Annotated in this window: 24 protein-coding genes, 1 tRNA gene and 1 pseudogene; 13 read left to right on the forward strand and 13 right to left on the reverse strand. The window is 54.7% G+C overall.

Translation table 11 applies throughout. The features are described from left to right. Positions 1 to 84 precede the first annotated feature (84 nt). Entirely contained in the window at positions 85 to 573 is a 489-nt protein-coding gene (locus tag M5G26_RS02625; protein ID WP_273914372.1) for a DMT family transporter, read from the reverse strand. Between the two features lie 78 nt (positions 574 to 651). Between M5G26_RS02625 and M5G26_RS02630 the strand changes: the two genes are divergently transcribed. The 8 genes from M5G26_RS02630 to M5G26_RS02665 all read left to right on the forward strand — a co-directional run bounded on the left by M5G26_RS02630 (position 652) and on the right by M5G26_RS02665 (position 6479). Beyond that, complete coding sequence (locus tag M5G26_RS02630) at positions 652 to 1563, forward strand: LysR substrate-binding domain-containing protein (RefSeq protein ID WP_273914373.1); 912 nt, start codon at positions 652 to 654, stop codon at positions 1561 to 1563. Between the two features lie 22 nt (positions 1564 to 1585). Continuing rightward, on the forward strand, positions 1586 to 2320 hold the full coding sequence (locus M5G26_RS02635; RefSeq protein WP_273914374.1) for a hypothetical protein: 735 nt from the start codon (positions 1586 to 1588) through the stop codon (positions 2318 to 2320). A gap of 29 nt (positions 2321 to 2349) precedes the next feature. Next, the gene (locus M5G26_RS02640) at positions 2350 to 3078 is read left to right on the forward strand and encodes a hypothetical protein (RefSeq protein WP_273914375.1); all 729 of its coding nucleotides are present in this window, start codon (positions 2350 to 2352) and stop codon (positions 3076 to 3078) included. Between the two features lie 4 nt (positions 3079 to 3082). Continuing rightward, complete coding sequence (fos, locus tag M5G26_RS02645; RefSeq protein ID WP_273914376.1) at positions 3083 to 3499, forward strand: fosfomycin resistance glutathione transferase; 417 nt, start codon at positions 3083 to 3085, stop codon at positions 3497 to 3499. Between the two features lie 60 nt (positions 3500 to 3559). Next, positions 3560 to 4198, forward strand: a complete 639-nt coding sequence (locus tag M5G26_RS02650; protein WP_134178092.1) for a LysE family translocator — start codon at positions 3560 to 3562, stop codon at positions 4196 to 4198. Between the two features lie 79 nt (positions 4199 to 4277). Further along, the gene (locus M5G26_RS02655) at positions 4278 to 5627 is read left to right on the forward strand and encodes a sensor domain-containing protein (protein ID WP_150692081.1); all 1350 of its coding nucleotides are present in this window, start codon (positions 4278 to 4280) and stop codon (positions 5625 to 5627) included. Between the two features lie 116 nt (positions 5628 to 5743). After that, positions 5744 to 5899, forward strand: coding sequence for a KGG domain-containing protein (locus M5G26_RS02660; protein ID WP_007911485.1), 156 nt, complete (start codon positions 5744 to 5746; stop codon positions 5897 to 5899). A gap of 76 nt (positions 5900 to 5975) precedes the next feature. Further along, the gene (locus M5G26_RS02665; protein WP_273914377.1) at positions 5976 to 6479 is read left to right on the forward strand and encodes a DUF4142 domain-containing protein; all 504 of its coding nucleotides are present in this window, start codon (positions 5976 to 5978) and stop codon (positions 6477 to 6479) included. Between the two features lie 88 nt (positions 6480 to 6567). On the opposite strand, the gene M5G26_RS02670 is transcribed toward M5G26_RS02665, so the two are convergent. After that, entirely contained in the window at positions 6568 to 6978 is a 411-nt protein-coding gene (locus M5G26_RS02670) for a low affinity iron permease family protein (RefSeq protein ID WP_007911483.1), read from the reverse strand. Between the two features lie 212 nt (positions 6979 to 7190). Between M5G26_RS02670 and M5G26_RS02675 the strand changes: the two genes are divergently transcribed. The 3 genes from M5G26_RS02675 (at position 7191) to M5G26_RS02685 (ending at position 10051) form a co-directional block, all read left to right on the forward strand. Further along, a complete protein-coding gene (locus tag M5G26_RS02675) occupies positions 7191 to 8276 on the forward strand; it encodes a type I restriction endonuclease (protein ID WP_220558258.1) in 1086 nt (361 codons plus the stop codon). A gap of 134 nt (positions 8277 to 8410) precedes the next feature. Next, positions 8411 to 9181 carry a trans-aconitate 2-methyltransferase gene (gene tam / locus M5G26_RS02680; protein WP_273914378.1) on the forward strand — a complete coding sequence of 257 codons (771 nt, stop codon included), beginning with the start codon at positions 8411 to 8413 and terminating at the stop codon, positions 9179 to 9181. A 609-nt stretch (positions 9182 to 9790) separates the two neighbouring features. Beyond that, on the forward strand, positions 9791 to 10051 hold the full coding sequence (locus tag M5G26_RS02685; RefSeq protein WP_273914379.1) for a hypothetical protein: 261 nt from the start codon (positions 9791 to 9793) through the stop codon (positions 10049 to 10051). An 89-nt stretch (positions 10052 to 10140) separates the two neighbouring features. On the opposite strand, the gene M5G26_RS02690 is transcribed toward M5G26_RS02685, so the two are convergent. Next, entirely contained in the window at positions 10141 to 11004 is an 864-nt protein-coding gene (locus tag M5G26_RS02690) for an HNH endonuclease (protein WP_273914380.1), read from the reverse strand. Between the two features lie 578 nt (positions 11005 to 11582). Between M5G26_RS02690 and M5G26_RS02695 the strand changes: the two genes are divergently transcribed. After that, positions 11583 to 12182 carry a hypothetical protein gene (locus M5G26_RS02695; protein ID WP_273914381.1) on the forward strand — a complete coding sequence of 200 codons (600 nt, stop codon included), beginning with the start codon at positions 11583 to 11585 and terminating at the stop codon, positions 12180 to 12182. A gap of 157 nt (positions 12183 to 12339) precedes the next feature. On the opposite strand, the pseudogene M5G26_RS02700 reads toward M5G26_RS02695, so the two are convergent. Beyond that, positions 12340 to 13122, reverse strand: a pseudogene (locus M5G26_RS02700) (class I SAM-dependent methyltransferase). A 565-nt stretch (positions 13123 to 13687) separates the two neighbouring features. Between M5G26_RS02700 and M5G26_RS02705 the strand changes: the two are divergent. Continuing rightward, the gene (locus M5G26_RS02705) at positions 13688 to 14050 is read left to right on the forward strand and encodes a DUF6124 family protein (protein WP_273914382.1); all 363 of its coding nucleotides are present in this window, start codon (positions 13688 to 13690) and stop codon (positions 14048 to 14050) included. Between the two features lie 227 nt (positions 14051 to 14277). Here M5G26_RS02705 and M5G26_RS02710 read toward each other — a convergent pair whose 3' ends face one another. From M5G26_RS02710 to atzF, 9 genes are all read right to left on the reverse strand, one after another. Further along, positions 14278 to 15498: an MFS transporter gene (locus M5G26_RS02710; protein ID WP_273914450.1), complete on the reverse strand. Its 1221-nt coding sequence runs from the start codon at positions 15496 to 15498 to the stop codon at positions 14278 to 14280. A gap of 64 nt (positions 15499 to 15562) precedes the next feature. Beyond that, positions 15563 to 15835, reverse strand: a complete 273-nt coding sequence (locus M5G26_RS02715; RefSeq protein ID WP_034153121.1) for a hypothetical protein — start codon at positions 15833 to 15835, stop codon at positions 15563 to 15565. 48 nt (positions 15836 to 15883) lie between these two features. Beyond that, positions 15884 to 17110, reverse strand: coding sequence for a dTDP-4-dehydrorhamnose 3,5-epimerase family protein (locus M5G26_RS02720; RefSeq protein ID WP_273914383.1), 1227 nt, complete (start codon positions 17108 to 17110; stop codon positions 15884 to 15886). A 638-nt stretch (positions 17111 to 17748) separates the two neighbouring features. Further along, a tRNA-Gly gene (locus tag M5G26_RS02725) sits at positions 17749 to 17822 on the reverse strand. Positions 17823 to 17980: 158 nt separating this feature from the next. After that, entirely contained in the window at positions 17981 to 18865 is an 885-nt protein-coding gene (locus tag M5G26_RS02730) for an alpha/beta fold hydrolase (RefSeq protein WP_093438451.1), read from the reverse strand. A gap of 316 nt (positions 18866 to 19181) precedes the next feature. Next, positions 19182 to 19874, reverse strand: coding sequence for a pseudouridine synthase (locus M5G26_RS02735; RefSeq protein WP_273914384.1), 693 nt, complete (start codon positions 19872 to 19874; stop codon positions 19182 to 19184). A 33-nt stretch (positions 19875 to 19907) separates the two neighbouring features. Next, positions 19908 to 20138, reverse strand: a complete 231-nt coding sequence (locus M5G26_RS02740; RefSeq protein WP_150692087.1) for a cysteine-rich CWC family protein — start codon at positions 20136 to 20138, stop codon at positions 19908 to 19910. Continuing rightward, positions 20131 to 21618, reverse strand: coding sequence for a sensor domain-containing diguanylate cyclase (locus M5G26_RS02745; protein WP_273914385.1), 1488 nt, complete (start codon positions 21616 to 21618; stop codon positions 20131 to 20133). Before M5G26_RS02745 ends, M5G26_RS02740 begins: the two co-directional genes overlap by 8 nt. A gap of 461 nt (positions 21619 to 22079) precedes the next feature. Next, positions 22080 to 23852 (reverse strand): allophanate hydrolase, encoded by a 1773-nt coding sequence (atzF, locus tag M5G26_RS02750; RefSeq protein ID WP_273914386.1) that lies wholly within the window; start codon positions 23850 to 23852, stop codon positions 22080 to 22082. Positions 23853 to 23871: the final 19 nt, after the last annotated feature.

A 23871-nucleotide genomic window follows, 5' to 3' on the forward strand; every position in this document is an offset into this window, starting at 1 on the left:
CCACATTGAAATTCGATCCCCTGTGGGAGCGAGCCTGCTCGCGAAGACGGACTTCCAGACACTGAAAAGCATCGATTCAAACGATCATCCAACGGCCACTGCATTCTTCTCAAACACCTCACCCAACTGAATCAACACCACCCCGGCAATCAACAACAGCGCGCCCGACACCCGCGATACCGTCAGTTGTTTTTCAGCCAGCCCGAACCACCCGAAGTGATCCAGCACCATCGACGCAATGACTTGCCCAGCCAACGCCAGCGCGACAAACCCTGAAGCGCCAAGCTTGGGCAACAACACTACCGCCAACGCCACAAAACACACACCAAACGCACCACCGGCCCACATCCACAGCGGCGCCTTGCTGATAAACGCCAGCGACGGTAATGGCAAACGCAACGCCAGAATCACCGGCAGCAACACGATCACGCTGACCAGCAACGACGCCAATGTTGCCCACAACGGATGCCCCAGTCCCCGCGCCAGGTTGCTGTTGATCGCACTCTGAAACGGCACCAGCGCCCCGGCAAACGCGGCCAGCACCAGCAAACCGGCCCACTGCAACGTACTCATGTTCATCACTCCAAGAGGTTTTGCTGGACTCTAGAGTATTCGTCGCGCAGATTTAAATTCCGTTTCGTCATCCAGTACATGCATCAGATGAATGATCTGCGTCGTATCGACCTCAACCTGTTGGTGATCCTCGACGCCCTGCTCAGCGAGCAGCACGTCACCCGCGCCGCCGAGCGTTTGCACCTCAGTCAACCGGCGGTCAGCCATGCGCTGGCGCGGTTGCGCGACCTGCTCGGCGATCCGCTGCTGGTGCGGGCCGGCTCGACGCTGGTGCCCACCGCGCGAGCGCTGGAACTGGTCGCGCCGTTGGCCGAAGCGCTGGCTCAGGTGCAATCGCTGCTGGCGCCGAACACCTTCGATCCGGCGAGTGCGCGCAGGACGTTTCGCGTGGCGATGTCGGATTACGGCGCAGCGATCATTCTGCCTAAGCTGATCCGCACCTTGCGCCATGAAGCGCCGGGGATCGACCTGCAAATCAGCCATGCCAGTCGCGAAGGCATGCTGGAAGGCGTGCTCAATGGCGATATCGACGTCGCCGCCGGCGTCTTCCCAGAAATGCCCCACGAACTGCGCAGCTCGGTACTGTTTGAAGAGCGCTACGTCTGCCTGCTGGATCGCCAGACGCTGCCGGCCAGCGGTGTGCTGGATTTGCCGACCTACCTGTCACGACCACATGTACTGCTGGAGATGCGCGGCAGCGGCACGCCGGAAATCGAGCGCGCATTGACCTCTCTGCGTGAGCGTCGCCGCGTCGCGATCAGCCTGCCGCACTGGAACGTCGCGCCGCAGTTCATCAGTGGCACGGATCTGATTCTTACGGTGTCTTCACGCAGCGTGCGCGAGATTGATCAGCGCGAACTGGTCGTGGTCCCGCCGCCGTTCGAGATTGCGCCGTTCACGTTTGTGCTGGCGTGGCATAAGCGGCGGGGCGGGGATCAGGCGTTGAACTGGTTGAATCGGACGATTGAGCAGGGGATAGTGCGCGGCTGAAAAAGTACTCAAGGAGAAGGAAGTGACAGTGAAGTCTGGCTGGATCGGTTGTGCGGTATTGTGCGGGTGGTTGCTGGCGGGGCAGGCATTGGCCGATTGCACGCCGGCACCCACGGCGCATGAGATGGATTTTTCCGTCTGTAAGGACTGGCCGGCGTATCCCGGGCTGACGCTCACCGCCGCCGCCAATTTCTCGCCCGATCCGGTGTATGGCGCATCAGGGACTGTGGGGCTTTACGACTTGCGTTTGGCCTTGGTGGCGAGCGCAGACTCGCAGCCGTTAGCGAGCTTTTATCAGCCCTCCGCATTCTCTGTTGATGCCATCGCGCTTGATGAACTGAAATTCGATACTGCCCGCTATAAGCTCGCGCCGCAATTGCAGGCCTTTGGCGTGCGAGTACGGTTCAAAGGCTCTTCGCGCGTGAATCCTGTGGATGAAACCTGGTTGTCGCTCTATGTGAAAGACGGCAACGCATTGCGTCCTGTCATGAATCGGCTGGTGGTTTTTGAATATGGCGGGGAGTGGGATGGCAATTGTGCGGGAGAGCGCTATGAAACTACGCGAACCGTGGCACTGGCCAAGACCAGCAGCCATGGCTATGCCGACCTGATTATCAAAACGATCCGTAGCTCGACTGTTGGCGAGGGTGAGGGCGAGGCGTGTGTATCCAATACCGTCACGCAAAAACCTGTCTTGACGACTCTTCGCTATGACGGCAAAAACTACGTAATGCCTGAAGATTTCAAAGGCCTCTAAGACCGATGTCTTTTACTCAAGGAAGAATAATGTTCTCGCATACTACATTGCTGGGCTCTTTCATCGCGATGGGCCTTTTAACGATGGCCGCCCAAGCCCAGGCCGCTTGCGAAGTGAAGAAGTTCGACGGCCATTCCCTTTCGCGCTGCAAAGCGTGGCCGGCGTACAACGACCAGTCGATTGCGGCGAAATCTTCATTTCTCTCCGATTCGGGCGACGATGAAATGGGGGTGTTCGATCTGGAACTGGCGCTCGTCAGTTCGACAAGCGGCAAGAGCCTCGCTACTTATGCAAAGCCGGGCGCCTACAATTCCGATGCCATCAGTTTCGACGATCTGACAATCGATACGGCCCGCTACCGATTGGCAGCAGATGTCCGTGCATTCGGATTGCGTTCGAAATTCGCCAGTCACGGCTCCAGAGCCAATCCTTACGCAAAAACCGATTTGGCGTTATATGTGCGCGAAGGCAACAAGTTGCGCCCGGTGCTGGAAGGCTTGGTGATTCGCAAGGAGTTCGGCGAAGGGACGGATGAGTGTGCCACCGAAGACACGCAAATCCGCAGGACTGTTGATCTCGGCGCGACGAGCCACCATGGTTTTGCCGATCTGATCGTCAGCTCGAGTGGTTCAGTTTACAAATCCTTCCTGTCGGGCAAGGAGTGCATCTCGAAAACGATCGATATGAAGAAAACTCGCGTCGTCCTGACCTACGACGGCCAGCAATACATCGTCCCCGAAGACCTCAGAGGTTACTGACCCGATGCTCACCGGCCTCAACCACCTGACCCTCGCGGTCAGCGATTTGAATCGCAGTCTGGCGTTCTATCGCGATGTGTTGCAGCTGCGCGTCGAAGCCACGTGGGACGCCGGCGCTTACCTGTCGCTGCCGGGGCTGTGGTTGTGTCTGTCGCTTGATCCGCTGCGTTCAAGCGAACCGTGCGCCGATTACACCCATTACGCTTTCAGTCTCAATACGGCCGATTTTCCAGATCTCGTGCAGAAGCTAAAAGCCGCGAATGTGCAGGAATGGCGCGATAACCGCAGCGAAGGTGCGTCGTTCTATTTTCTCGATCCCGACGGCCACAAGCTGGAAATTCACGTCGGCGATCTCGCTTCACGGCTGGCAGCGTGTCGGCAAAAACCGTACGCCGGCATGCGTTTTTACGACGAGTCATGATCAGACACATTTGTCTGTTATAGACTGGCGGCCACGTGTTCTGGCGCTTGCAGGTTTTCCATGACTCCATCGTTGCTAATGGCCGTGCTGGCCTCGGGTTTCATTTACGGCATCACGCCCGGGCCGGGGGTGCTGGCGGTGTTTGGCATCGGTGCAGCCCACGGGCGACGGGCCGGGGCGGGGTTTCTTTGCGGGCACCTGCTCGGTGATGTGGTCTGGTGCAGTACGGCGCTGATCGCAATTGTCGGCGCCCGGGAAATCGGCAGCACCGCGTTTGATGTGCTCGGTGTGCTCAGCGGTGTGTACTTGTTCTGGCTCGGCTGGCGCGCGGTGCGCGCCCAGCGTCGCAATGGTGACGAGCCGCAGGGCGCGGCGCGCAAGCCGTTCTGGCACGGCATTCTGTTCGGCTTGACCAATCCCAAGGCCTACCCGGTGGCGGTCGCAACGTTCACCGCGCTGCTGTCGAGCCGCGCCGAACTGCTCAACTGGTCGATGCTGCCGGCGTTGATTGCCCTGAGTTTCCTCGGCGGCCTGCTGGCCTACGCTATTCTGATTGGCGTGGTTGGCGCGCAACGGGTACGCATGCTGTATCAGCGTCATGAGTTGCTTATCACCCGCTTGTGCGGCGTGATGTTTATCGGTTTTGCCATCAACGCGCTGGTGCATGCACTGCCGGGGCTGATGCCGAACAAGGCTTGAAAATGTGTGCAGGGAGGCGCAATAAAAAGGTCAGGGATGGTTGATCAGTGCTGCATTGCCCGGACACCCACGCTGAACCATGGAAAGCCGAAATTCCGCGCCGTTGGCGAGTTTTATCGATCTGTTGCTGGACGCCGTTTGCGCGGTCGACAAACAGGGTCGCTTCGTTTTTGTCAGTGCCGCTTGTGAGCGTGTTTTCGGTTATTCGCCTGAAGAGTTGATCGGCCGGCAAATGATCGAGCTGGTGCACCCGGCGGATCGTCAGCGCACCCTCGCAGCCGCCAACGAAATCATGGGTGGCGAACCCAAACTCAACTTCGAAAACCGTTACCTGCGCAAGGACGGCAGCGTTGTGCATATCCTCTGGTCGGCGCGCTGGTCGGAAGTCGATCAACTGCGCATCGCCGTGGCGCGCGACATCACCGAGCGCAAGCAGGCCGAGTCGCGCCAGGCAGCGTTGTACGCGATTTCCGAAGCGGCCCATGCGGCGGAAGATCTGCTGGCGCTGTTCAAGCGTATTCATCTGATCATCGGCGAATGGCTGCCGGCGATGAATTTCTCCGTGGCGTTGTACGACGAGCACTGCGCACAACTGAATTTCCCTTATCACGTCGACGATCACGAATTGCAGCCCGAGCAACCGGGCACCGTCACCGGGCGGCTGTGCACGGAAGTTATCCGTAGCGGCCAGCCGATTCTTCTGACACCGGACAGTGCGGATTCCCCGGTAGATTTCGCCGAGTTGGTGGCGGGGCAGAACGCGCCTTGCTGGCTCGGCGTGCCGTTGAATTCGAAAAACGGCACCATCGGCGCCTTGATCGTCAAAAGCCTGCCCGGCGGCGAGCGCTACACCGAGCAAGACAAGGAACTGCTGCAATACGTTTGCGCCCAGGTCGCCACGGCCATCGAACGCCAGCAATTGCACGCCCGCCTGCGACGTATGGCGCAGTACGACCAGCTGACGCAGCTGCCCAATCGTGAATTGCTGCGCGATCGCTTGAAGGCTGCGTTGGCCGGCGCTCGCGAGCAATCAGGGCACATGGCCTTGTTGTATGTCGACCTGGATCGCTTCAAACAGGTCAACGACACCTTTGGTCACGCCGTCGGCGACATGCTCCTGCAAACCGTGGCCAACCGCCTCAAGGGCTGCGTGCGGGAAACCGACACGGTGGCCCGAATTGGCGGCGATGAATTTGTCGTGCTGCTGCACAGCGTTCAGGTTTCGGAAGATGCTGACGGCGTGGCGGAAAAAATCCGACAGGTGCTGGTGCAACCGATGCGTCTCGATGGCCACAACCTGCACATCGAACCAAGCATCGGCGTGGCCCGCTATCCAGAGCACGGCAGTGAGGAACAGCAACTGTTTCGCCATGCCGATCAGGCGATGTACGCCGCCAAACGCCTGAACCATCACGCGCTCAACAGCTGATCCGGGGCCGCCGTTCGTCGCAGCGACTGCAACTTTTCTAAACCTTTACGGCCCGGGAAATTCTCAATCTAGGCGGGCACCTGCTCGCCACGATCATTACCAAGAGGTAGAGAATCATGCCTAATTCAAGAAACTCGAACTCGGGAAACTTCGCCAACGATCGAACCAAGGCCTCTGAAGCAGGTCGCAAAGGTGGGAAAACCACCACAACGACCGTCGACAAAGAGCCAAAACCAGACATGGGCCGCAAGCCCGCTCAGAAATCGAAGTAGTCGGTGAAGGTAGTTTTGATTGAGAGGCGGGGGCGTAAGCTCCCGCTTGAATTTTGCAAGTAAGGAGGGCGCGACCATGAGCCGAATGGCCACCCGTATACGTACCGTGAGTTTTGCATCGCTGTTGGGTCTGTGTGCCAGCAGTGCTTTTGCCCAGTCGCCCGCCGATTTCATCAACGATGCCTCGGCCAAAGGCATGGCCGACATCGAGGCCAGTCGTCTGGCCCACAGCAAGGCCGAATCGAAAGAGGTCAAGGACTACACCATCGTCGTCATCAACGACCGTACGACGGCCAACCAGCACCTGGCGAAAATCGCCAAGAAGCTCGACCTGCCCGTCGCGCCCCGTGAAGAACTGGCCGACAAGGCCAAGGAAATGATGCCGCAAGTGACCGACGGCGCCTCCTTCGATCAGGCCTACGCCGCCAGTCAGGTCAAAGCCACTGAAGAGGCCATCGAGCAGATTCAGCAGCAAGCGCAGACCACGGACGTGCCGGAGATCAAGGCTTTTGCCGACGAGACCTTGCCGAAGCTGCAAAGTCATCTGGAGAAGGCTCGCGCCTTACAGGCTAGCCGGTAATCAGGATCAAAAGATCGCAGCCTTCGGCAGCTCCTACACCTGTTTATGTAGGAGCTGCCGAAGGCTGCGATCTTTTGATTTTAAACCCTCAACACTCATTCAAATCCTGCTTCGACTTGCTCTTCTCGCCCAGCCCCTCAAGGTTAAACACCTCACCCTCGCCCAACGAGCGGTAGTGCCTGCGCAACGCCTCCAACTGCTTCAGATCCAGCGCCTCCAGCCCAAGCATCGCGTTCTGCGCCTCTTTGGTCACCAAGAGCAATTCATCGATTTTCAAATGCAGAATATCGGTATCGCGGTTCTGCGTGTTCTGGATCAGGAACACCATCAGGAAGGTGATGATGGTGGTCGAGGTGTTGATGATCAGTTGCCAGGTGTCGTTGTAATCAAAGATCGGCCCGCTCAAACCCCACAACCCGATCAGAATCAATGCGCCCATGAAGGTCTTGGGACTACCGGCCACCATCGCGAGCTTCTGGGAGATTTTTGCGAATTTCATAGCCGTGTTCCTTATTGGGGGAGTGCTTGAAATTCAGACATTGGGGGCGTTATGAAAATTCTACTTACATCCATGCCCTATCGATAAAACACGGCCGCGCAATGTCCGCCTGATGGCGAAACTTTCATTGTGTGGGTTTGTGGCTAGTATCAAGTGGCGATCAAATTGCCAGTAGCCCATTACACGGACAGACATCACGCAAGAGGCCACTCATGGAATTCTTCGAAAAGTTAGCCAGCCTAGCCGCCAAAGTACGGTTGCAGAGCGCCGCAATCCAGACGGAAGAGGCAACGAAAAATGCGTTCGTCATGCCATTTATCAGCACGGTGTTGGGCTACGACGTCTTTGACCCGACTGAGGTGACGCCAGAGTTTGTCTGTGACATTGGTACGAAGAAGGGCGAGAAAATTGATTACGCCATCATGAAGGAGGGCGAAGTTCAGATTTTGATTGAGTGCAAAAAGATCGGTGAGCCTCTGCATATCAATCACGCCTCCCAGCTATTTCGTTACTTTCACGTCACCAGCGCTCGTATTTCCATCCTCACCAACGGTCAGATCTACAAGTTTTTTACCGATCTGGATGCGCCAAACAAGATGGATGAAAAGCCATTTCTGGAGCTGGATCTTCTCGATATAGATGAGTACTCGGTTCCAGAGCTGATCAAACTGACGAAGTCAGCTTTTGACGTTGACTCGATCATCAACGCGGCGGGCGAACTGAAGTATGTCAGCCAAATCAAGAAGGTGATCGCTGCGCAGGTCAGTAAACCGGATGATGACTTCGTTAAGGTTTTTGCCTCCCGTGTTTACGACGGTGTGATCACACAAAAAGTACGCGAGCAGTTTCATGAACTGACCAGAAAAGCCGTCGTGCAATTTTTGAATGACCAGATCAATGACCGACTCAAATCGGCAATGAGCGGTGCAATTCAACCAGCGCTGGCGTCGTTGCCGGCCGCGTCCACCGGAACTGATCCAGTGGATCCGCGAGATGAATCAGACGACAAAGTCCTGACAACACTGGAAGAGCTTGAGGGATACCACATCGTTCGTGCTTTGGTTCGGTCGGTGGTCGATGCCAAGCGAATTGTTCAACGTGATACTCAGAGCTATTTTGGGATTCTGCTGGATGACAACAATCGCAAACCGATCTGCCGCCTGCATTTCAACCGGTCGCAGAAGTACATCGGAATCTTTGATGAAGAAAAAAATGAGACCCGCCATGCGATCAGCTCAGTCGATGACATCTATGAGTATTCGGATCATCTGAAGAAAACGGTCGGCTATTACGACTGATAAAAGAACCGGCCCCCAAGGCCGGTTTTTTTGATGAGCATGAAGACACTCTTTGCAACGTCTCGCACTGGAACTGCTCGCGACGCTGCCTGTATCGTGACGAACCGCTGGAATGTCCCGAACAGGAGAACGCAATGAGTTGGTCCGCCAAACAATACGTCGCTTTCGAAGATGAACGCACCCGCCCGGCCCGCGATCTGCTGGCGGCGATTCCCACACCTGAAGCGCGAACAGTGGTCGATATCGGTTGTGGTCCCGGTAACTCGACTGAGTTGTTGGTGCAGCGTTTTCCCGGGGCGAAGGTCAGCGGGCTGGATAGCTCGGCAGACATGATCGACGCGGCTCGCAAGCGCTTGCCGGATTTGCGCTTTGATGTCGCCGAGATTGATCAGTGGGCCGATGCCGGGCCGTTTGATGTGATCTTCGCCAATGCCGTGCTGCAGTGGGTGCCGGATCACGCGACGTTGTTGCCGGCGTTGGCCAGCAAGTTGTCGGCCGGTGGCAGCCTGGCGATCCAGATGCCGGATAACCTCAATGAACCCTCACACCGCTTGATGCGTGAAGTTGCCGCGGAGGGTCCGTGGGCGAGCAAGCTTTCAGGCGCTGCGGGGCTGCGTACTGACATGGCGAGTGCCGGCGATTATTTCTCGATGCTGCGGCCACATTGCTCTCGGGTCGATGTGTGGCGTACGACCTATCACCATCAGCTGTCAGGCGGGGCGGCGGGGGTGGTGGAGTGGTTCAAGGGTAGCGGGTTGATTCCGTTTCTGAGTCCGCTGACCGAGGCGGAAAAGGCGCAGTACCTGGAGCAGTATTTGTCGGAGGTTGAGAAGGCTTATCCGGCGCTAGCGGATGGCTCGGTACTGCTGCCATTTCCCAGGTTGTTTATCGTCGCGACGCGCTGAAATAAATTGGTCCTGTTTTTTCGGCTGGAAATTTTTGGTGCGCTTTGGGACGGGCCCTTCATCGGAACGCCGCCCGCCCAGCCTCTCCCGAGGGAGACCTTGATCTGATAATTATTACAGCGGATATCGCTGCCGCTTCCAATTTGACCAATGAGTTCAGCATGGACACAGACACGTATACATAAATTCGCCTAACACTTTTCAAACACAGCGCAGGGTCGTTCCTCGACGCTCTGGATGAGGCCAAGATTTTGCACGGCCCCATTCATATGTTTTTCACAAACTCTCAAGGTTCGGGACTGGTGGAAGTAATCACGGCCCTATCAGAAGCCATGCCTTGGAACGCGATATCAGAGGTTGTAGTTGCGTGGATTTATGCCTCCAAAAATCCACAAACCTGATCGCAATCGATACAAAGTCTGTAGATAAGTCATAGCTGTTCTCTAAACGTGGGTGGTGACCAATCAGGAAACCATTGTCCAAGTCGCGTTGCTTATCCAGTATCAGGTTTTCTTAGGTTCGAGCACAAATCAGATATAAGGCTTTGACAGCACGCGTTGGCTAACCTTCACTCACGTCTCGACAGATACGATGTATTAAGGAGCGACCATGACCTGGGAACGCAGGCACGACCCAAAGGAATACGTTTCAATCATCGCGGAGGTTTTCTATGATCCCGCCCGCCGCAAGAATGGCGTGCGACCAACAAGCGGGCAGTCCTTTGCCCAAAACATGAAGATTGAGTGCTCGAGAGAGATCAGAGATTATCCAGTAGGCACGAAGGTGCGCCTGAGGGTTGTGGAGACTACCAAGGAAGACAGCCGACCATTCCTATACAGCAGCTACAAATGGGAGCATGAACTCGTTTGAGCCAATTTTCCGGGCAGTCCGGTATTCACTCAGATATCCACGGCCTCGCTATGTGGATTGTAATCCCATCTTGAAGCAGAGCTAGGGCGTTACGTCCCCCGCTTTAGATCAAACGCGTTGTTATGAAAGCGCAAAAAAGCACCAATTTCTCTCGAATCGGAGGGTTTCATTTCTCCAAGCTCAAGCCGTCTTTTTTTAAGTTGAAAATGCTTGTCCAAAATTTCCGCATATTTCGGATTGACCTCCAACGAAAATCCGCCCACACCCTCCCGAAAGGTTATTAGATGACTATCAAAAAGTTTGTCGATGTGACTGGCCAAAAGAATGCCGTTGCAGCCATTTCGGTGCTCCCCGTCTTCACATTCGGCCCATGGTTTGATGTGTGAGGCGATCAACATTTCGGGCACGTCGATGCCTGTTAGAGCACATACCTTACTCCCCCAGACTCTCATGACATTTTTCTTAAACTCACCTTGGCCTAGCCGACACATCACCTCTCTTGTAATCGACGCATCTCTAGAGTCAGCGCGAGTCATTTCTTCAATATCTTTCTCTAAAGACGATCTGTACTGAGCACTAGTAGCTATCATCTCGTCGTAAAGCACTTTGTAATCGTCCCGCACCAGCTCTAAAGAGGTGATGTGGCTTCCAATGAAGGTGTTAAATGTATGCCCCTCAGGAAGCATTTTTTTTGTAATTTCAAGCGGTGGTGCGAGGGGGGTAAAGGCCTCGATCAGATATTTACGCCGTCCTCGCTTATCTGTTTCCTCCTCTTTGGTATATCGATAAATCCCATGAAAAAAATAACGTTTCAACTTGTCTGCGCTTCCAGAAACTACATATATCAGGTCACCTGAGCTGATAGTAGTTGGCCTTGCGGAGTACATCGCGACCCCGTTGAACTCGCCAAACTCACTTAACGCATCTTTGTTGTAAAGGTGTCTGTTCGCCATAGACTTCTATCCTTCCATAAGGGTGACCAGCTTGATGGAGTACTCGCGTCTCCTGAAACCGAGCATGGCACGCATGACGGCACCGTGACGACAATCAGATACACGTGACAATACAAAACCGCCCGGATCTTCAGCATCATGATCACTCTCCCTCGTCGCTGACGCATCAAATGCCCCTTTGCGAAAACAATCTAGCGGTAGGGGGAGTACCTATAGGCGTTTTTTCACGCAAGTTGTCGAACTGAGGGGCGACCAGAGACCTTATGCGCCGGAATTGCCCCCCCGTCTCCTTTTGACCAAAACAGACATCGGGCCCAATGGTGGCAAATAGCTTGCACAGGTAAACGGTATATGGCTTGATACGCCAAGAGCGCACATTAGGCAAGACAGTGTAAAGATAAACTTAGTACGACTACGCTATTGAGCTACAAGAAAGTAATCTAGGTTCAGCAAAGTATGAATTTAGTTTCAGTGTAGTACTGTTTAGATAATGCAAATCATCCAAAAAAACGTAGTCCATAAGATGATGCGCATAAACCCACAGTCAAATCATATTTAAACCCGCATCGGAAACCAATATGCCATTCGATCCAATTTACTCACCTACTATATTGTCAATAATTGCCGCTAGCTTATTGATGCTGGCTCTATTGACTTGTGGGCTATTCTTGAGCGGGGAGTTTACGCGGCCAGTAGTAATATTTCTTGGCGTCTGTTTGATTTGTCTTGGCGCATATGGTCATGTCCAATTCATGGAAATGCAAACGGAAGCAGTGTCGCTAATTAACGAAAATCAATTATCGCAAAGTGTTTATGATAACTTCCTAAAATATCAGGCTATTTTCACTTATCTCTTTCCTGCAATATCAGCGGCCATAGGTACAAATGTAATTTCGGATGCGCTATTGAAACATCATACATACCAAAGGAGTTTCTCAGTAGTTCAGTTTATAAAAGACTGCTCTCAGCTAATAGTACTCCCAGTTGGCGTCATAATTATTGTGCCAATTTTATTGTTTTGGATTGTGGCCTCATCAATACCTACCCTTCGAAGAAAAACAGGACCGATCGCTAAAGTGTTTTTCCGTCGACTAACTTTGAAATTGTTAAAGTTTGATATTATCACTCGACATAAATTTCGCAAAAAAGCCAGAAGCGCCGATATTGCTACGAGCTAATGTGCTAATCATCGAAATAAAACTTAAGAGTCCATCGGGATTTGTTTTAGAGGTTCACAACCTCCGATTGTTTTGGCGCGGTCACCAAGGTGGAGGAGTCCCCACTCGGCGGCCGCTCCTCTCAGATCATTAACACAAATAACACTCATTCTCCAAATCAACCTATGGAAGACTGGCGCCCAGTTCCGGCCGGGGTGTTTCGCGCACTTCGACAGCGCTGCACCGCCACCAACATCATCATCGGCCGTTCTCGCTCTTCTGCCAGCACCGGTTGCGCCGCCACTTCAGCATCGCTCGGCCCCCATTGATCGACATGTCGAATGGTAAACCCCGCATCGATCAGCGAATTGAGCAATGTCCCGACCGTACGATGCTGCTTGATCACGCCCTCAGCCAGCCAGTTCGTCACCCGCTCACCCTCCAACTGATAGCTGTCCAGCGGCCAACGCTTGTTACCTTCAGCGTCAATCAACCAACCCGGATTACGCGGCGCCATGAAGATTGGATGTTCAATGGAAAACACGAAATACGAACCCGGTTTGAGCGCCGCGTACAGGTGCGCAAACAACCCCGGCAGATCCTTGATGTAGTGCAGCGCCAGTGAGCTGTAAGCCAGATCAAAACTGCAGACGGGCAGCTCGAGCTGTTCCAGATCGCCGCGCTCATAACGAATGTTCGCCGCCGTCGTAGATGCCCGCGCGCGCTCCAGCATCTTCTCCTAGACATCAAGCCCCAAGACACTGGCCGCGCCATTCTCAATGGCCCAACGGCTGAACCAGCCATAACCGCAGCCCAGATCCACCACGTTCAGGCCGTGCATGGATGGCAACAGCGCCTTGAGCGCCGGCCACTCCGGCGCCGCGTCGAGGCCGCCGATGGAGCGGTTCATCTGGCTGTAGCCCTGAAAAAACTCGGGATCGTCGTAAATGTTTTGCGTCATGGTGAAGTGCTCTTTTGAGTTCGATCTTCAGCGGCAAAGTGGCCGCGATTGGAATCCCTCGAAAGTGATGGCGCGTATTCGTTGATGGCCGCGCAGGGGGAGGGTGGTGGGTGATGGGGAAATGCTAGTCGGTCGAGAGGACGGTGAAAATCGATGGAGTGTTGTGGATCTGTAATGTCGGGGAAAACGCTATGGTTTGTCGTCGTGTAAACGTATTCCGGGCGAAGTGTTTAAAGGCGTGCAGTGTTACGTCCTGAAGCCTACAAATCCTTGCGCCGTTGCCTACCGCTAAGCCAGAATCCGCCGGCTTGTGCGCTTGGGAGGCGGTCGGTAACTTGGTTCGCGTCACTGATTTCCAGTGATCGGGTTTAGCAGCCACGCGTTTCCACCAAATCGTACGAGCGTCATTTAGCCAGGATCTCCTGTGCTTAATGGTGGCTGTGCGCATGGCACCCTCGGGTGCGCCGGGATTTTGGTGGATTCGCCCGGTCTGCTAACTTGCGTACAGCCGCCACCCTTTCGTGTAGCAGCGGAATGGTCGTAGCCCTATTTTGGAATACACCAAATGTTCAAAGTAACGCCCAATCCGCCGGAAACCGATCCGGCATCCCCCTACGAATCACCCAATTCAAAGAAATTCCACGAAGCCGCCGAACGCGCGCTCGACCACTACCTCAGCCCCGCCGCCCAAATCATGGGCTCCACCCACGAACCCGAACCGATGTTCCTCGCCAACCCGAAGTACGACACCGAATCGCTACTTGCCAACGCCAGTGAAACCCTCGGCTCGGCCACCACCCTGCTCAACAACTTCGCCGCACAACTCGACACCTCGCACCGCAAGACCGCGCTTGGCATTGCGCAGATTGTCATGTTGAGTGAGTTGGCGGTGAATAAGGCGCTGGATAACGTGGTGCCGGCGGGCTAATCACGAGTTCTCTCATAATTGGCGGTCACAAAAAACCGGTCGAAGACCGGTTTTTTTGTTGCCCAATTTACAGGCGTTTTTCTACCAGTTAATTACCGGGCGCAAACTTTCTTAAGGCGCTCGCAGCCATCAATTGGGCATGGGTGCCATCGAACCAGATGAAGCAAAGCTTCGGCTTTTAATCGATCGCAGAAATAATTCGATATTTATGACTCCCCGTATCCAGGTTAGGTAGTTGAGTTTAATAACCCGTTAAATTTTCGACTGGGAGTCCAGTTCAAGGCGCTGACTACAAGTAGCAGGAGCAAGCCTGAGTAAACCCAGTAAACCCCGATCTGATCGTACCCCCAGCCAGCAAGTAATATTCCCGTCAAACCGGCAAAACGGCTTGTGAAATCGATAGCCCCATACCAACTTCCGATAATATTTTTAGGGACTGACAACTGTATAGCGCTGGCCGTGGTACGAAAATACACCGTTGCTCCAAATTGAAAAGCAAACATGCCAGCCCCTACCAAAATAGCGTTGCCTCTGATGAGTAGTGTGGTTATTACCCCAGCTAGCATCACAAAATGCGCGATGAATATAATCATTTGGAGAAAATTTCCCCCACCATACCTTTTTGTGGTGACGCCTCCCAAGACTGCCCCTGCTGCACCAATGCTGTAAAGATAGCCAGTCTGATCAGGCGTAAATTCGTGGAAGTCGCGTAGGAGCGGAATCCACAGGAGCGCCAGGACACTTATAACTAACACGCACGCCGAGTAGGATCCAAGAAACGCGCGCCATTGCCGTGCCCGGAGTAGCGCTACTGTAGTACGGGACGCGCCGGTAATACTTTCTTGAAAGCGCTGCTTGAAGGATGAATGCTCGGCTTCAGCGGCTTCTAGCGGTCGAGATTGGTATCTAGAGACTAAGCTTAATGCCAACAGCAGGGCGATCAACATGAACGCGACCGATACTGTAAGTGATCTAGACAGGCCGATCTGTAGAATAGCAATCGCACCGATTGCCGGCCCAACAGACCGTGCAACGCCATTCATTGTCGCCAAAAAACCATTGATGCCGGGTATCTCTTCGCGCTCGAATAAAAAAGGCACCAGGGCAAACATTATCAGCCTGGAATACTGGTGTATCAGATCTACCAGAAATGCGAACGTCCATACCCAGGCGACAGTGTTGGTATGGAAGGATAAAATGATTGTTGCTGCTGAAAATACAATGATGTTGATAACCTGAGTGGCGATGAATAATTTCCACTTGTTGAAGCGGTCAATGAATCCTGCACCCAGTAGCGTTACCAGTAGTTCTGCAATATAGCCAACCGCATAGGTGGTTGTTACAGCTGAAGTAGTGCCTGTTATAGAATAGGCAAGATTCGCGAATACCAGATCGTAAACTGCTTCGGAGAGCGCAATAAATACGCCCACCGAAGCGAAGATATACATTTTAGAGTTGTTAAGGTTCAGGTAGGTACGCACGACTGTTTATCCGATCACGTAAATATTTTTGTTACGCGGCGATCACTTTTACTGTGTCTGGTAAAGTGGATTGAAACTCCGCCAAACTTGAAAATTCAGCTCTCGCGGTGAGAGTCTCAAGCGTTGACGCCATTTGGATTTTTCCTAGTAGGGTTCGCAGCGAGTCGGGGGTATCCAGGTAAGGCATTAATGCGCTTTGAAATGCAGCCAAGGCCTGTTTATCTGTCTCAGAGGTTGCTGAGCTCATCATTGAGGTCAGCTCGGTTTTCCAGGAAACTGCTTTTGCTACGAGAACTTCTTCCATATTGAATCTCCTTCATGCATTGAAAAGCAATTGCGTGCGCACCCAAAATCAAATTCTATTAAATTGTTGCTGTTCAAACTGCGCCATCTTATAGACCACTTCGCCGGGGCATTTGAGAACGGGCAAGCTGAGGTTCGGATAGGCCTCGTTATTTGGTAAAGGAATCATGTCCTGTCCAAACATGGGCAAATCACCGCGTGGTTCGTTGATGTCTACAAAAACTTCATGCTCACAACGGATAATCATATCTTCGGCACAGCGGAAAAAGTAAGCGATACCCTGGTCAATCCAAAGGCTGATTCGCGGATCACAAATAACCTGTGAGGTATATTCTTTACCATAGGTCGGTGAGTTCTTGCGCAGGTCAATACAATCTATCTCAATCACTGACCCTTCGTTATTCAGAAAGGTGTAGATTTTTCTGGTTCGTGCATGCCAGTAGCGGCGTGCAATGCTAGATGCGTTCTCTTTCAGTATCAGTACATCTGCCACGCATGAATCGGTATTGGATACAAGTGTGAACGATTGCTGCCCCGTCAGTGCATATCGATTTCTTTTGGCAATAACGCCAGGGCTGGTTACATTAGAAATCAGTTCAGCTAAATACCCTTCGTCATCTGACCATTGTTTAGGTTCGAGCATCACATAGGTCTCAGTGCCCGCAATGCTTACAGCAAATCTTGCAAGGTAAGCCTTGGGGTTTTCCAGCAAAGATTGAGATATTTTTGAAAGGAACGTGTGAGCTTCGTTTGGAAGACGTAACTTGTTGGGTCTGACCACAGGGAAGTCTTCCAGGCGAGTGTCTCTTGATACTGACACCAAGTCATTATCAATACTCCAAGCGGAGTTGTTTGTGTCTGAATACCAGACGGGCTCATCCCTTGTCACTACACGTTCCAGATTATCGAACGTATGTGCTACACCACGTGGAATGACAAGATGCCGTTTGAGGCTGGTGTTGAAACGGAGTCGAACTATTTGATGCAATGTTGGGCTTTCTTCCCTGCAATCAACAAAATAACCTTCGATTCTGCGCCTATCACCACCCATGAATGTCAATCGATCGTCTTGTCCGACATGTATGCCATAGGTCGAGTAATTGAAGTTGGCTTCATGCGTAACGAAGTCGGAAATCATTGGGCCTGCACTTGAAATTAGTTTGTGATTAAACAAGCTGGCCCCGCAGGGAATGCTCAGCGATTGATTGGCTTCGAACTTTAGCCCGCTGATTGAAAATTCAGATGTGTAGTCAGTATCTTCAATGTTTTTGAACATAGATCCCTCTTTCAATGCTTGCTTTTAGAGAAAGCAAATTGCCTGGGTCAGCCGTCAATGGGTGACCTGATTGTCCTTGGCATATGAAACAAAAACATCAGCGTTGCTTTGGCACTCACGGCGCCGTTGAATTGCATTGCTGTTAAAACAAAGGTAGGTCAATCAAAAAACTGATGTCAATAAAAAATCAGGAAAAATTTTACAATTTTTTATTTGCTCTCTTTTCGTGCATGGATGCAAAAATAGTGCGGGCATACGATCCACTATTCGTTCAGCCGAATATGGCTGAACTGGATGAGTATTTCTTTATCCGTTGCGCTGGGAGATCGAAGCCGTAAAGTTATATGCTGCTCAGCGCTCTCTAATGGTGCGCTGTTGGTTTCGTGGGTTAAAGACATAGAATGGTGTCCCACGCGTATTTAATTAACCAAAAAAATAACAACACTTCTTATCGTTGGAGGGACCGAAGCGTCAGAGGGAACCGGCGAATCTGCAATCAACGGTTTGTTGCTTGATGGTTCTGCGCTGCCCAAATGACCAACCTCAAATCTCAGACACAAAAAAACCGGCCCTGTAGGCCGGTTTTTGCTGTTCCTGCATCCCCCGTCAAAAACACACAACGTGAGACAAAAATTGAGTGGAGCGGGTAGAGGGAATCGAACCCTCGTCGGAAGCTTGGGAAGCTACTGTTCTACCATTAAACTATACCCGCTCAGAGCGGCTGACTTTGTACCAGACTCGGCCACGGATTTGAAGTTTTTCTTTTACTCATGAACGCTTTAAATCACTGCAAACGGTCAATCACGGGCGAGCACTGCGGTGCGTAAAGCAAAATCCCAGCCCCGCAGCCTCGCTCGCGACGACACCCTTTCAAATAGCCAATGCATGTTGATCCTGAACAAACGAGTAACGCGTTCGGCTGGCTTGCTGTGCCGGTTTCAGAAAGCCGAGCAGGGCGTTCTGGCTGTCGCGGCACGCGGCCTTGTGTTCCATGTCGAGGAAGTGCCCGGTGGCTTGCAGCGTGGTGAACGTGCTCTGGGCCACGTGGTTGCCGAACAGGCGTGCGTCTTCGGCTGCGGTGTATTCGTCCCATTCGCCGTTTAGAAACAGCACCGGCACGTTGATCTTTTTCGCTGCGTTCAGATAGCACTGCCGATCGCTGTGCAACACGTCGCTGATGTGGAAGTGCATCTGCCCGTATTCGTGCTCGGCGAGGCTGCTGACGTGGCGATAGTTGAAGCGTTTGAACAGTGACGGCAGGTGTTTGCCGATGGTGTTGTTGACCAGATGGCCGACGCGGTCGCCGTCGCGCTGGCCGAGGTAGTCGACGCCGCGTTCGAGGTAGTCGAGCATGTGCGCGTTGATCACTGGCGAGAACGAGCTGATCACCGCCCGTTCAATGCGCCGTGGCTGGTGGGCGAGGGCGACCAGGGTCGCAGCGCCGCCCCAGGAGAACGACAGCACGTGTTCGGCGGCGAAGTGGTCGATCAGCTCGAGCAGAATCTGCCCTTCGACGTCCTTCGTCAGATGTTTCTCGTGGCGATTGTGGGCTTTTGACCGGCCCGCGTAGGGCTGGTCGTAGCAGACCACGTTGAATTGCGGGTGCAGGTTTTTCACAGTCTGTGCAAACGACGCAGTCGTGGCCATCGAGCCGTTGACCAGGATGATGGTCTTTTCTGCGGCGTCTGCGCGATAGAACTCCGTGTAAACCCGATACTGACCCTGTATATCCAGCACAGCGATTTCTGGCCTCATGTCATAAGACTCCTGGCAAGCAAGCGGGTATGCGCGCAAATAGAGATTGCACGAGCTTTGTGACAGGTAGGCATACGCCTGGAATTTGCTTGGCCCATGTCGATCCATGACTGCGGTCGACGGGTATTGTTATTGGCGGGCAGTCTGCCGGCTGAGGCGGAGCCTTGAAGGCTCTCTACCGGCAAAAAGTTTCTTGGATGTATGTTGTGACTCATCGGTCACAATCTGGCCGACGTCCTGATTCAAGCAGGGGAGTCGGGATCGCGCAAGTGCCGTTGGTAAATTGTTCGACAACTTCTGCTGAGCGGTCGCCGGCTTAGAACAAATGGATCTCTTCGGTGCGCAAAGCGCGGTACTCGCCCGGTTTTAGCGCGTTATCGAGGTGTAGAAGTCCCATCGATTCGCGGTGCAGGCGCAGGACTTTGTTGTTGAAGAAACCAAACATGCGCTTCACCTGATGGTAGCGACCTTCGACGATGCTCAGCCGCGCCGACCGTGGGCCAAGCAGCTCCAGCTGCGCCGGTTGCGTCGTCAGGTCTTCGAAGGCGAAGTAGATGCCCTCGGCAAAGGTGATCGCATATTGCGCGCCAATCTCCTGCTCGGTCTCGACGTAGTAGACCTTTGGCAGTTTGGTCTGCGGCTGGGTCAGGCGTCGCGACCATGCGCCGTCGTTGGTGATCAGCATCAGGCCGGTGGTGTTGAAGTCCAGGCGTCCGGCGATGTGCAGATCGTCCTTGTCCGGCTCATCGATCAGGTCGAGCACGGTCGGATGTTGCGGATCGCGGGTGGCGCTGACGCAGCCCGGCGGCTTGTGCAGCATGAAGTAGCGCGCCGCTTTGCCGACTTGTAGCACTTCGTCATCGACTTCGACACGGCTGAATTCCAGCACTTCGCTGTGCGGATCGCTGACGACTTTTCCGTCAATCCGCACGCGCTTTTCCACCAGCAACAGACGAACCTGCTGACGGTTGTAGCGGGGCAGGTTGCTGAGGAAACGGTCGACGCGCATGTTCAGGTTTCAGTGAGTGGCGGGGCGCGCATCTTACGGGATCGGCCGCTTGGCCGCTTGCAGTTGCGCCTCGACTTGCGCGCAACGCGGGCACAGGCAGGATTGGTTGCGCAGTTCTGGCGGCAGCGCTTCAAGCACGGCCGGATCGATGTTCACGCCATAGCACCAGCATTCGCGGTCGGCGGTGCGCGGGTCGGCCAGACTGCAGTCGTTGCGGGCGCCGCAGGCCGGGCAATGGTCGGGTTTAACGTCGGAATCAGGCATAAGTCGAGTGAGGCATTTCCACGCAGGTGCGGTTGCGGCCGGTGTGTTTGGCCCGGTACATCGCATGATCGGCCCGCGACAGCAGGCTGTGCAAGGTGTCATCGCGTTGCAGGGTGGTGGCGCCGATGCTTACCGTCAGATTGAGGCGGTGGCCGTCGTAGGCATATTCGTGTTGTTCGACGTGTTGGCGGATCTTTTCGGCAATTTTCTGACCGGTGTCGCCGTCGGTGTCCTTCAGTAAAACGATAAATTCCTCACCGCCCCAGCGGCAAACAATGTCGGCATGGCGCAGGCAGCTTTGCAGGTCGCGGGCAAAACCGATCAACACCTGATCGCCGGCCATGTGCCCGTAGGTGTCGTTCAACACTTTGAAGTGATCGAGGTCGAGCAGCAACGCCGTTAGCGGTTTGGTCTCGCGTTGCGCTTCGTGCAGGGCCTGTGCGGCGAGAATGTCGAAGCCACGGCGATTGGGCAGTTCGGTGAGGCTGTCGAGGGTGGCCTGAGCCTGGATTTTGCTTTGATAGCGTTTGATCACACGGTTGAGCAGCGCCAGCACAATCAGCGTCACCAGCAGGCAGATCAGCAGATTCAGGTACAGCGACTGACGGATTTCACTCAGCGCGCCATCTTCGCGTTTATCGACGAACAGGTACCAGTTCAGCTCCGGGATAAACCGCACGTTGAGGAAATGCCCCTGACCGTGGGCGGAATATTCGTAGCTGCCGCTGTGGGGTTTGGGCAACTGGCTGACCAGACTTTTCATGCTTTCGAGTTCGCCGAGACTCTGGCCGATGTGCGCGCCTTCCGGGCCACCGTCGGCGCCGGTCAACACCAGTCGGCCGAAGGTGTCGACGAAGTACACGCTGCGTTGATAGCGCTGTTGATACTTGTCGATCAGCTTGATCACCGCATCCACGGTCAGACCGACGCCTGCGGCACCGATGAAACGGTTGTGGTAGTCGTACACCTTGTAGTTGATGAAGAAGGTCAGGTTGTCCTTGTTGGCCAGATCCGGGTCGACGTTGATCTCATACGGGTCCTTCATGTCGCGCACACGGAAGTACCAGGCGTCGCGCGGCTCATCGACCTTGACCTGCTTGAGCACGCCTTTGGCGTGGTAGTAGGTGTGGCTGGCGTTGGAGACGAAGAACGCGGTGTAGGCGCCGTAATGGGTCATGACTTCGTCGAGGTAACGGGTCATTTGCTCGGATTTTTGCTCGCCGTTGACCACCCAGTCGCGCATGAAGGTGTCGCGGGACATCATCGAGGAAATCAAGATTGGCCGGACGAGGTCTTTCTGGATTTCCGAGTACACCGTGTCGGACGTCAGCGGCAGTTCGGTGTTGACGATGTTGTCGCGGATCGACGCGCGGGAGGCGTAGTAACTCAGCAACGACGTGGCGAGGAAACCGGCGCCGAGCAGGGCGATCAGCGTCAGGACCAGGGAGCGTTGCGAGTACAGGGGAGAACGAAGCGGCATGGCAGTTCCGTTGGCAGTGGCCCGATGGCATGCATTCTAGTGGGATGGCCGGGAAAAGACTGCGGGATTTATGCCTGAAATGGCGGGGGATATGACGTAGAGGGTGTGTCAGAAGGATAGCTCCCTCACCCCAGCCCTCTCCCGGAGGGAGAGGGAGCTAGATAGTGGTGATTTCAAAACCCGAGTTCGACGGGTTATCACTGAATGGCAATACCCTCACAGACACCTCGGTCAGTTCCCTCTCCCTCCGGGAGAGGGCTAGGGTGAGGGCTGGTTTCTGGATCAGCTCCAAGTTTCAAGATACGCCTGCCAGCCCTCTCCTGAAGGTAGAGGGGGCCGAATTGTGGTGATTTCAAAACCTGAGTTCGACGGGGTATCACTGAATGGCAATCCCCTCACAAACACCTCGGTCAGTTCCCTCTCCCTCCGGGAGAGGGCTAGGGTGAGGGTTGGTTTCCGGATCAGTTCCGAGTCTCAAGATACGCCCGCCAGCCCCCCAAATGGCTGATGTCCAGCGCACCCTCCAGTCCATACGGCTCACAAATAAACCCGCTCTCCCAACGCCCATCCGCCAGTTGCACCGTGCCCAACCCAAGCGGTGCCGGAATCCCGGTGAGGAACGAGCCCAACTCACTGCTCGGCAATTCCCACACCTCCACCGCGATCGCCACACCGCCATCCTTGACCCGCACCATCCCCGGCCGCAATGGCGGGCCGCCAGCCAACGCATACAGTTGATAATCAGGCGAGCTCAACGTTGTTTCCAGCAAGCGCCCACCCCGCTGCGTCAGTTGCCAGTTCAACGCCAACCCTTGCAGATGCGCGCCACACACCACAATGCGTGCGCGATCATGACGTGCAACGTTCGCCGGTGTCGGCAGGTCGGAATCCAGCTGGCGCTGCAGCGCATCGGCCACGCTCAGTAGATATTGATCGGTGAAAACCCTTCCAAACAGCGTCACGCCCCACGGCAACCCATTGGCCATAAACCCGCTGGGCACGGCGACGGCGGCGTAGTCGAGCAGGTTCATGAAGTTGGTGTAGTAACCCAGTTCGGAGTTGCGCAGCACCGGTTCGGCGTGCAGTTCGGCCAGCGTCACCGGGCGGCCGATGGTCGGGGTGAGCACGCAGTCGAGACCTTCGAGTGCCTGATCGCACAGCGCTTTCAGGGCTTGCAGCCGATACTGCGCGCGAAAGGTCTGCACACCGGTCACCGCCGGGGCCTTGGCCAGCACGGCGCGAATCACCGGCAGAACGGCTTCGGGATTCTGTTCCATCAACTCGCCCGCCACGCTATAGCGCTCGGCGACCCACGGCCCCTCGTAAAGCAAACGCGCGGTTTCAATGAATGGCGAAAGATCCAGCTCGACCGCTTCGCCACCCAAGGCCTTGAGCCGGTCGATGGCATCGCCAAACAACAGCGGCCCTTCGACGCAACCGAAAAACTCAAGATCCTGCGCACGCGGCACACCGAAACGAAATGCGCGTGGCGCTCCAAACGCCGAGCCGTCATTCCACGATGGATTGCGACGGCTGTATTCGTCGCGCGGATCAAGTTTTGCCGTCAACGCCAGCAACTGACTGGCCTCACGCGCAGTGGCGGTGAACGTGGTCACGCAATCCAAAGTGCGGCACGCGGGGAGCACACCAGCAGTGGAAATCAGGCCTTTGCTCGCCTTCAATCCAACCAGATTATTCAGCGCCGCCGGCACCCGACCGGAGCCTGCGGTGTCGGTGCCCAAGGCAAAACTCGCCACGCCCAGCGCCACCGCCAGCGACGAACCGGCGCTGGAACCGCCGGACGGATACTCCGTCAACACGCTGTTCGGGCACGCGCCATACGGCGAGCGGCTGCCGTTAAGCCCCGTGGCAAATTGATCAAGATTGGTCTTGCCCAGCGGAATCGCCCCCAACGCAATCAACTGCTCGACGATGGTCGCCGAACGCTCCGGCACATAAGCAAAGTCCGGGCACGCGGCGGTGGTCGGTATGCCGGCCAGATCGATGTTGTCCTTGATCGCAAACGGCACGCCATACAGCGGCAGACTGTCGAGGTCGCGGCCGTCGAGGGCGGCAAGGTAGGGCTCCAGTTCGGCGACGCTGAGCAGATGAATGAACAGGTGATAATCCGGGTTCAGCGCGGCGGCTTTCTCGCGTAGTTTCAGCAGCAGTTGACGCGGTGTGGTGTCGCCATTGCGATAGGCCAGGCGCAGAACATCGAGTTGCAGATTCATGAGTTGATCCTTATCCAAT

It is taken from the genome of Pseudomonas sp. TNT2022 ID642, assembly GCF_028656995.1.
Taxonomy (GTDB): domain Bacteria; phylum Pseudomonadota; class Gammaproteobacteria; order Pseudomonadales; family Pseudomonadaceae; genus Aquipseudomonas.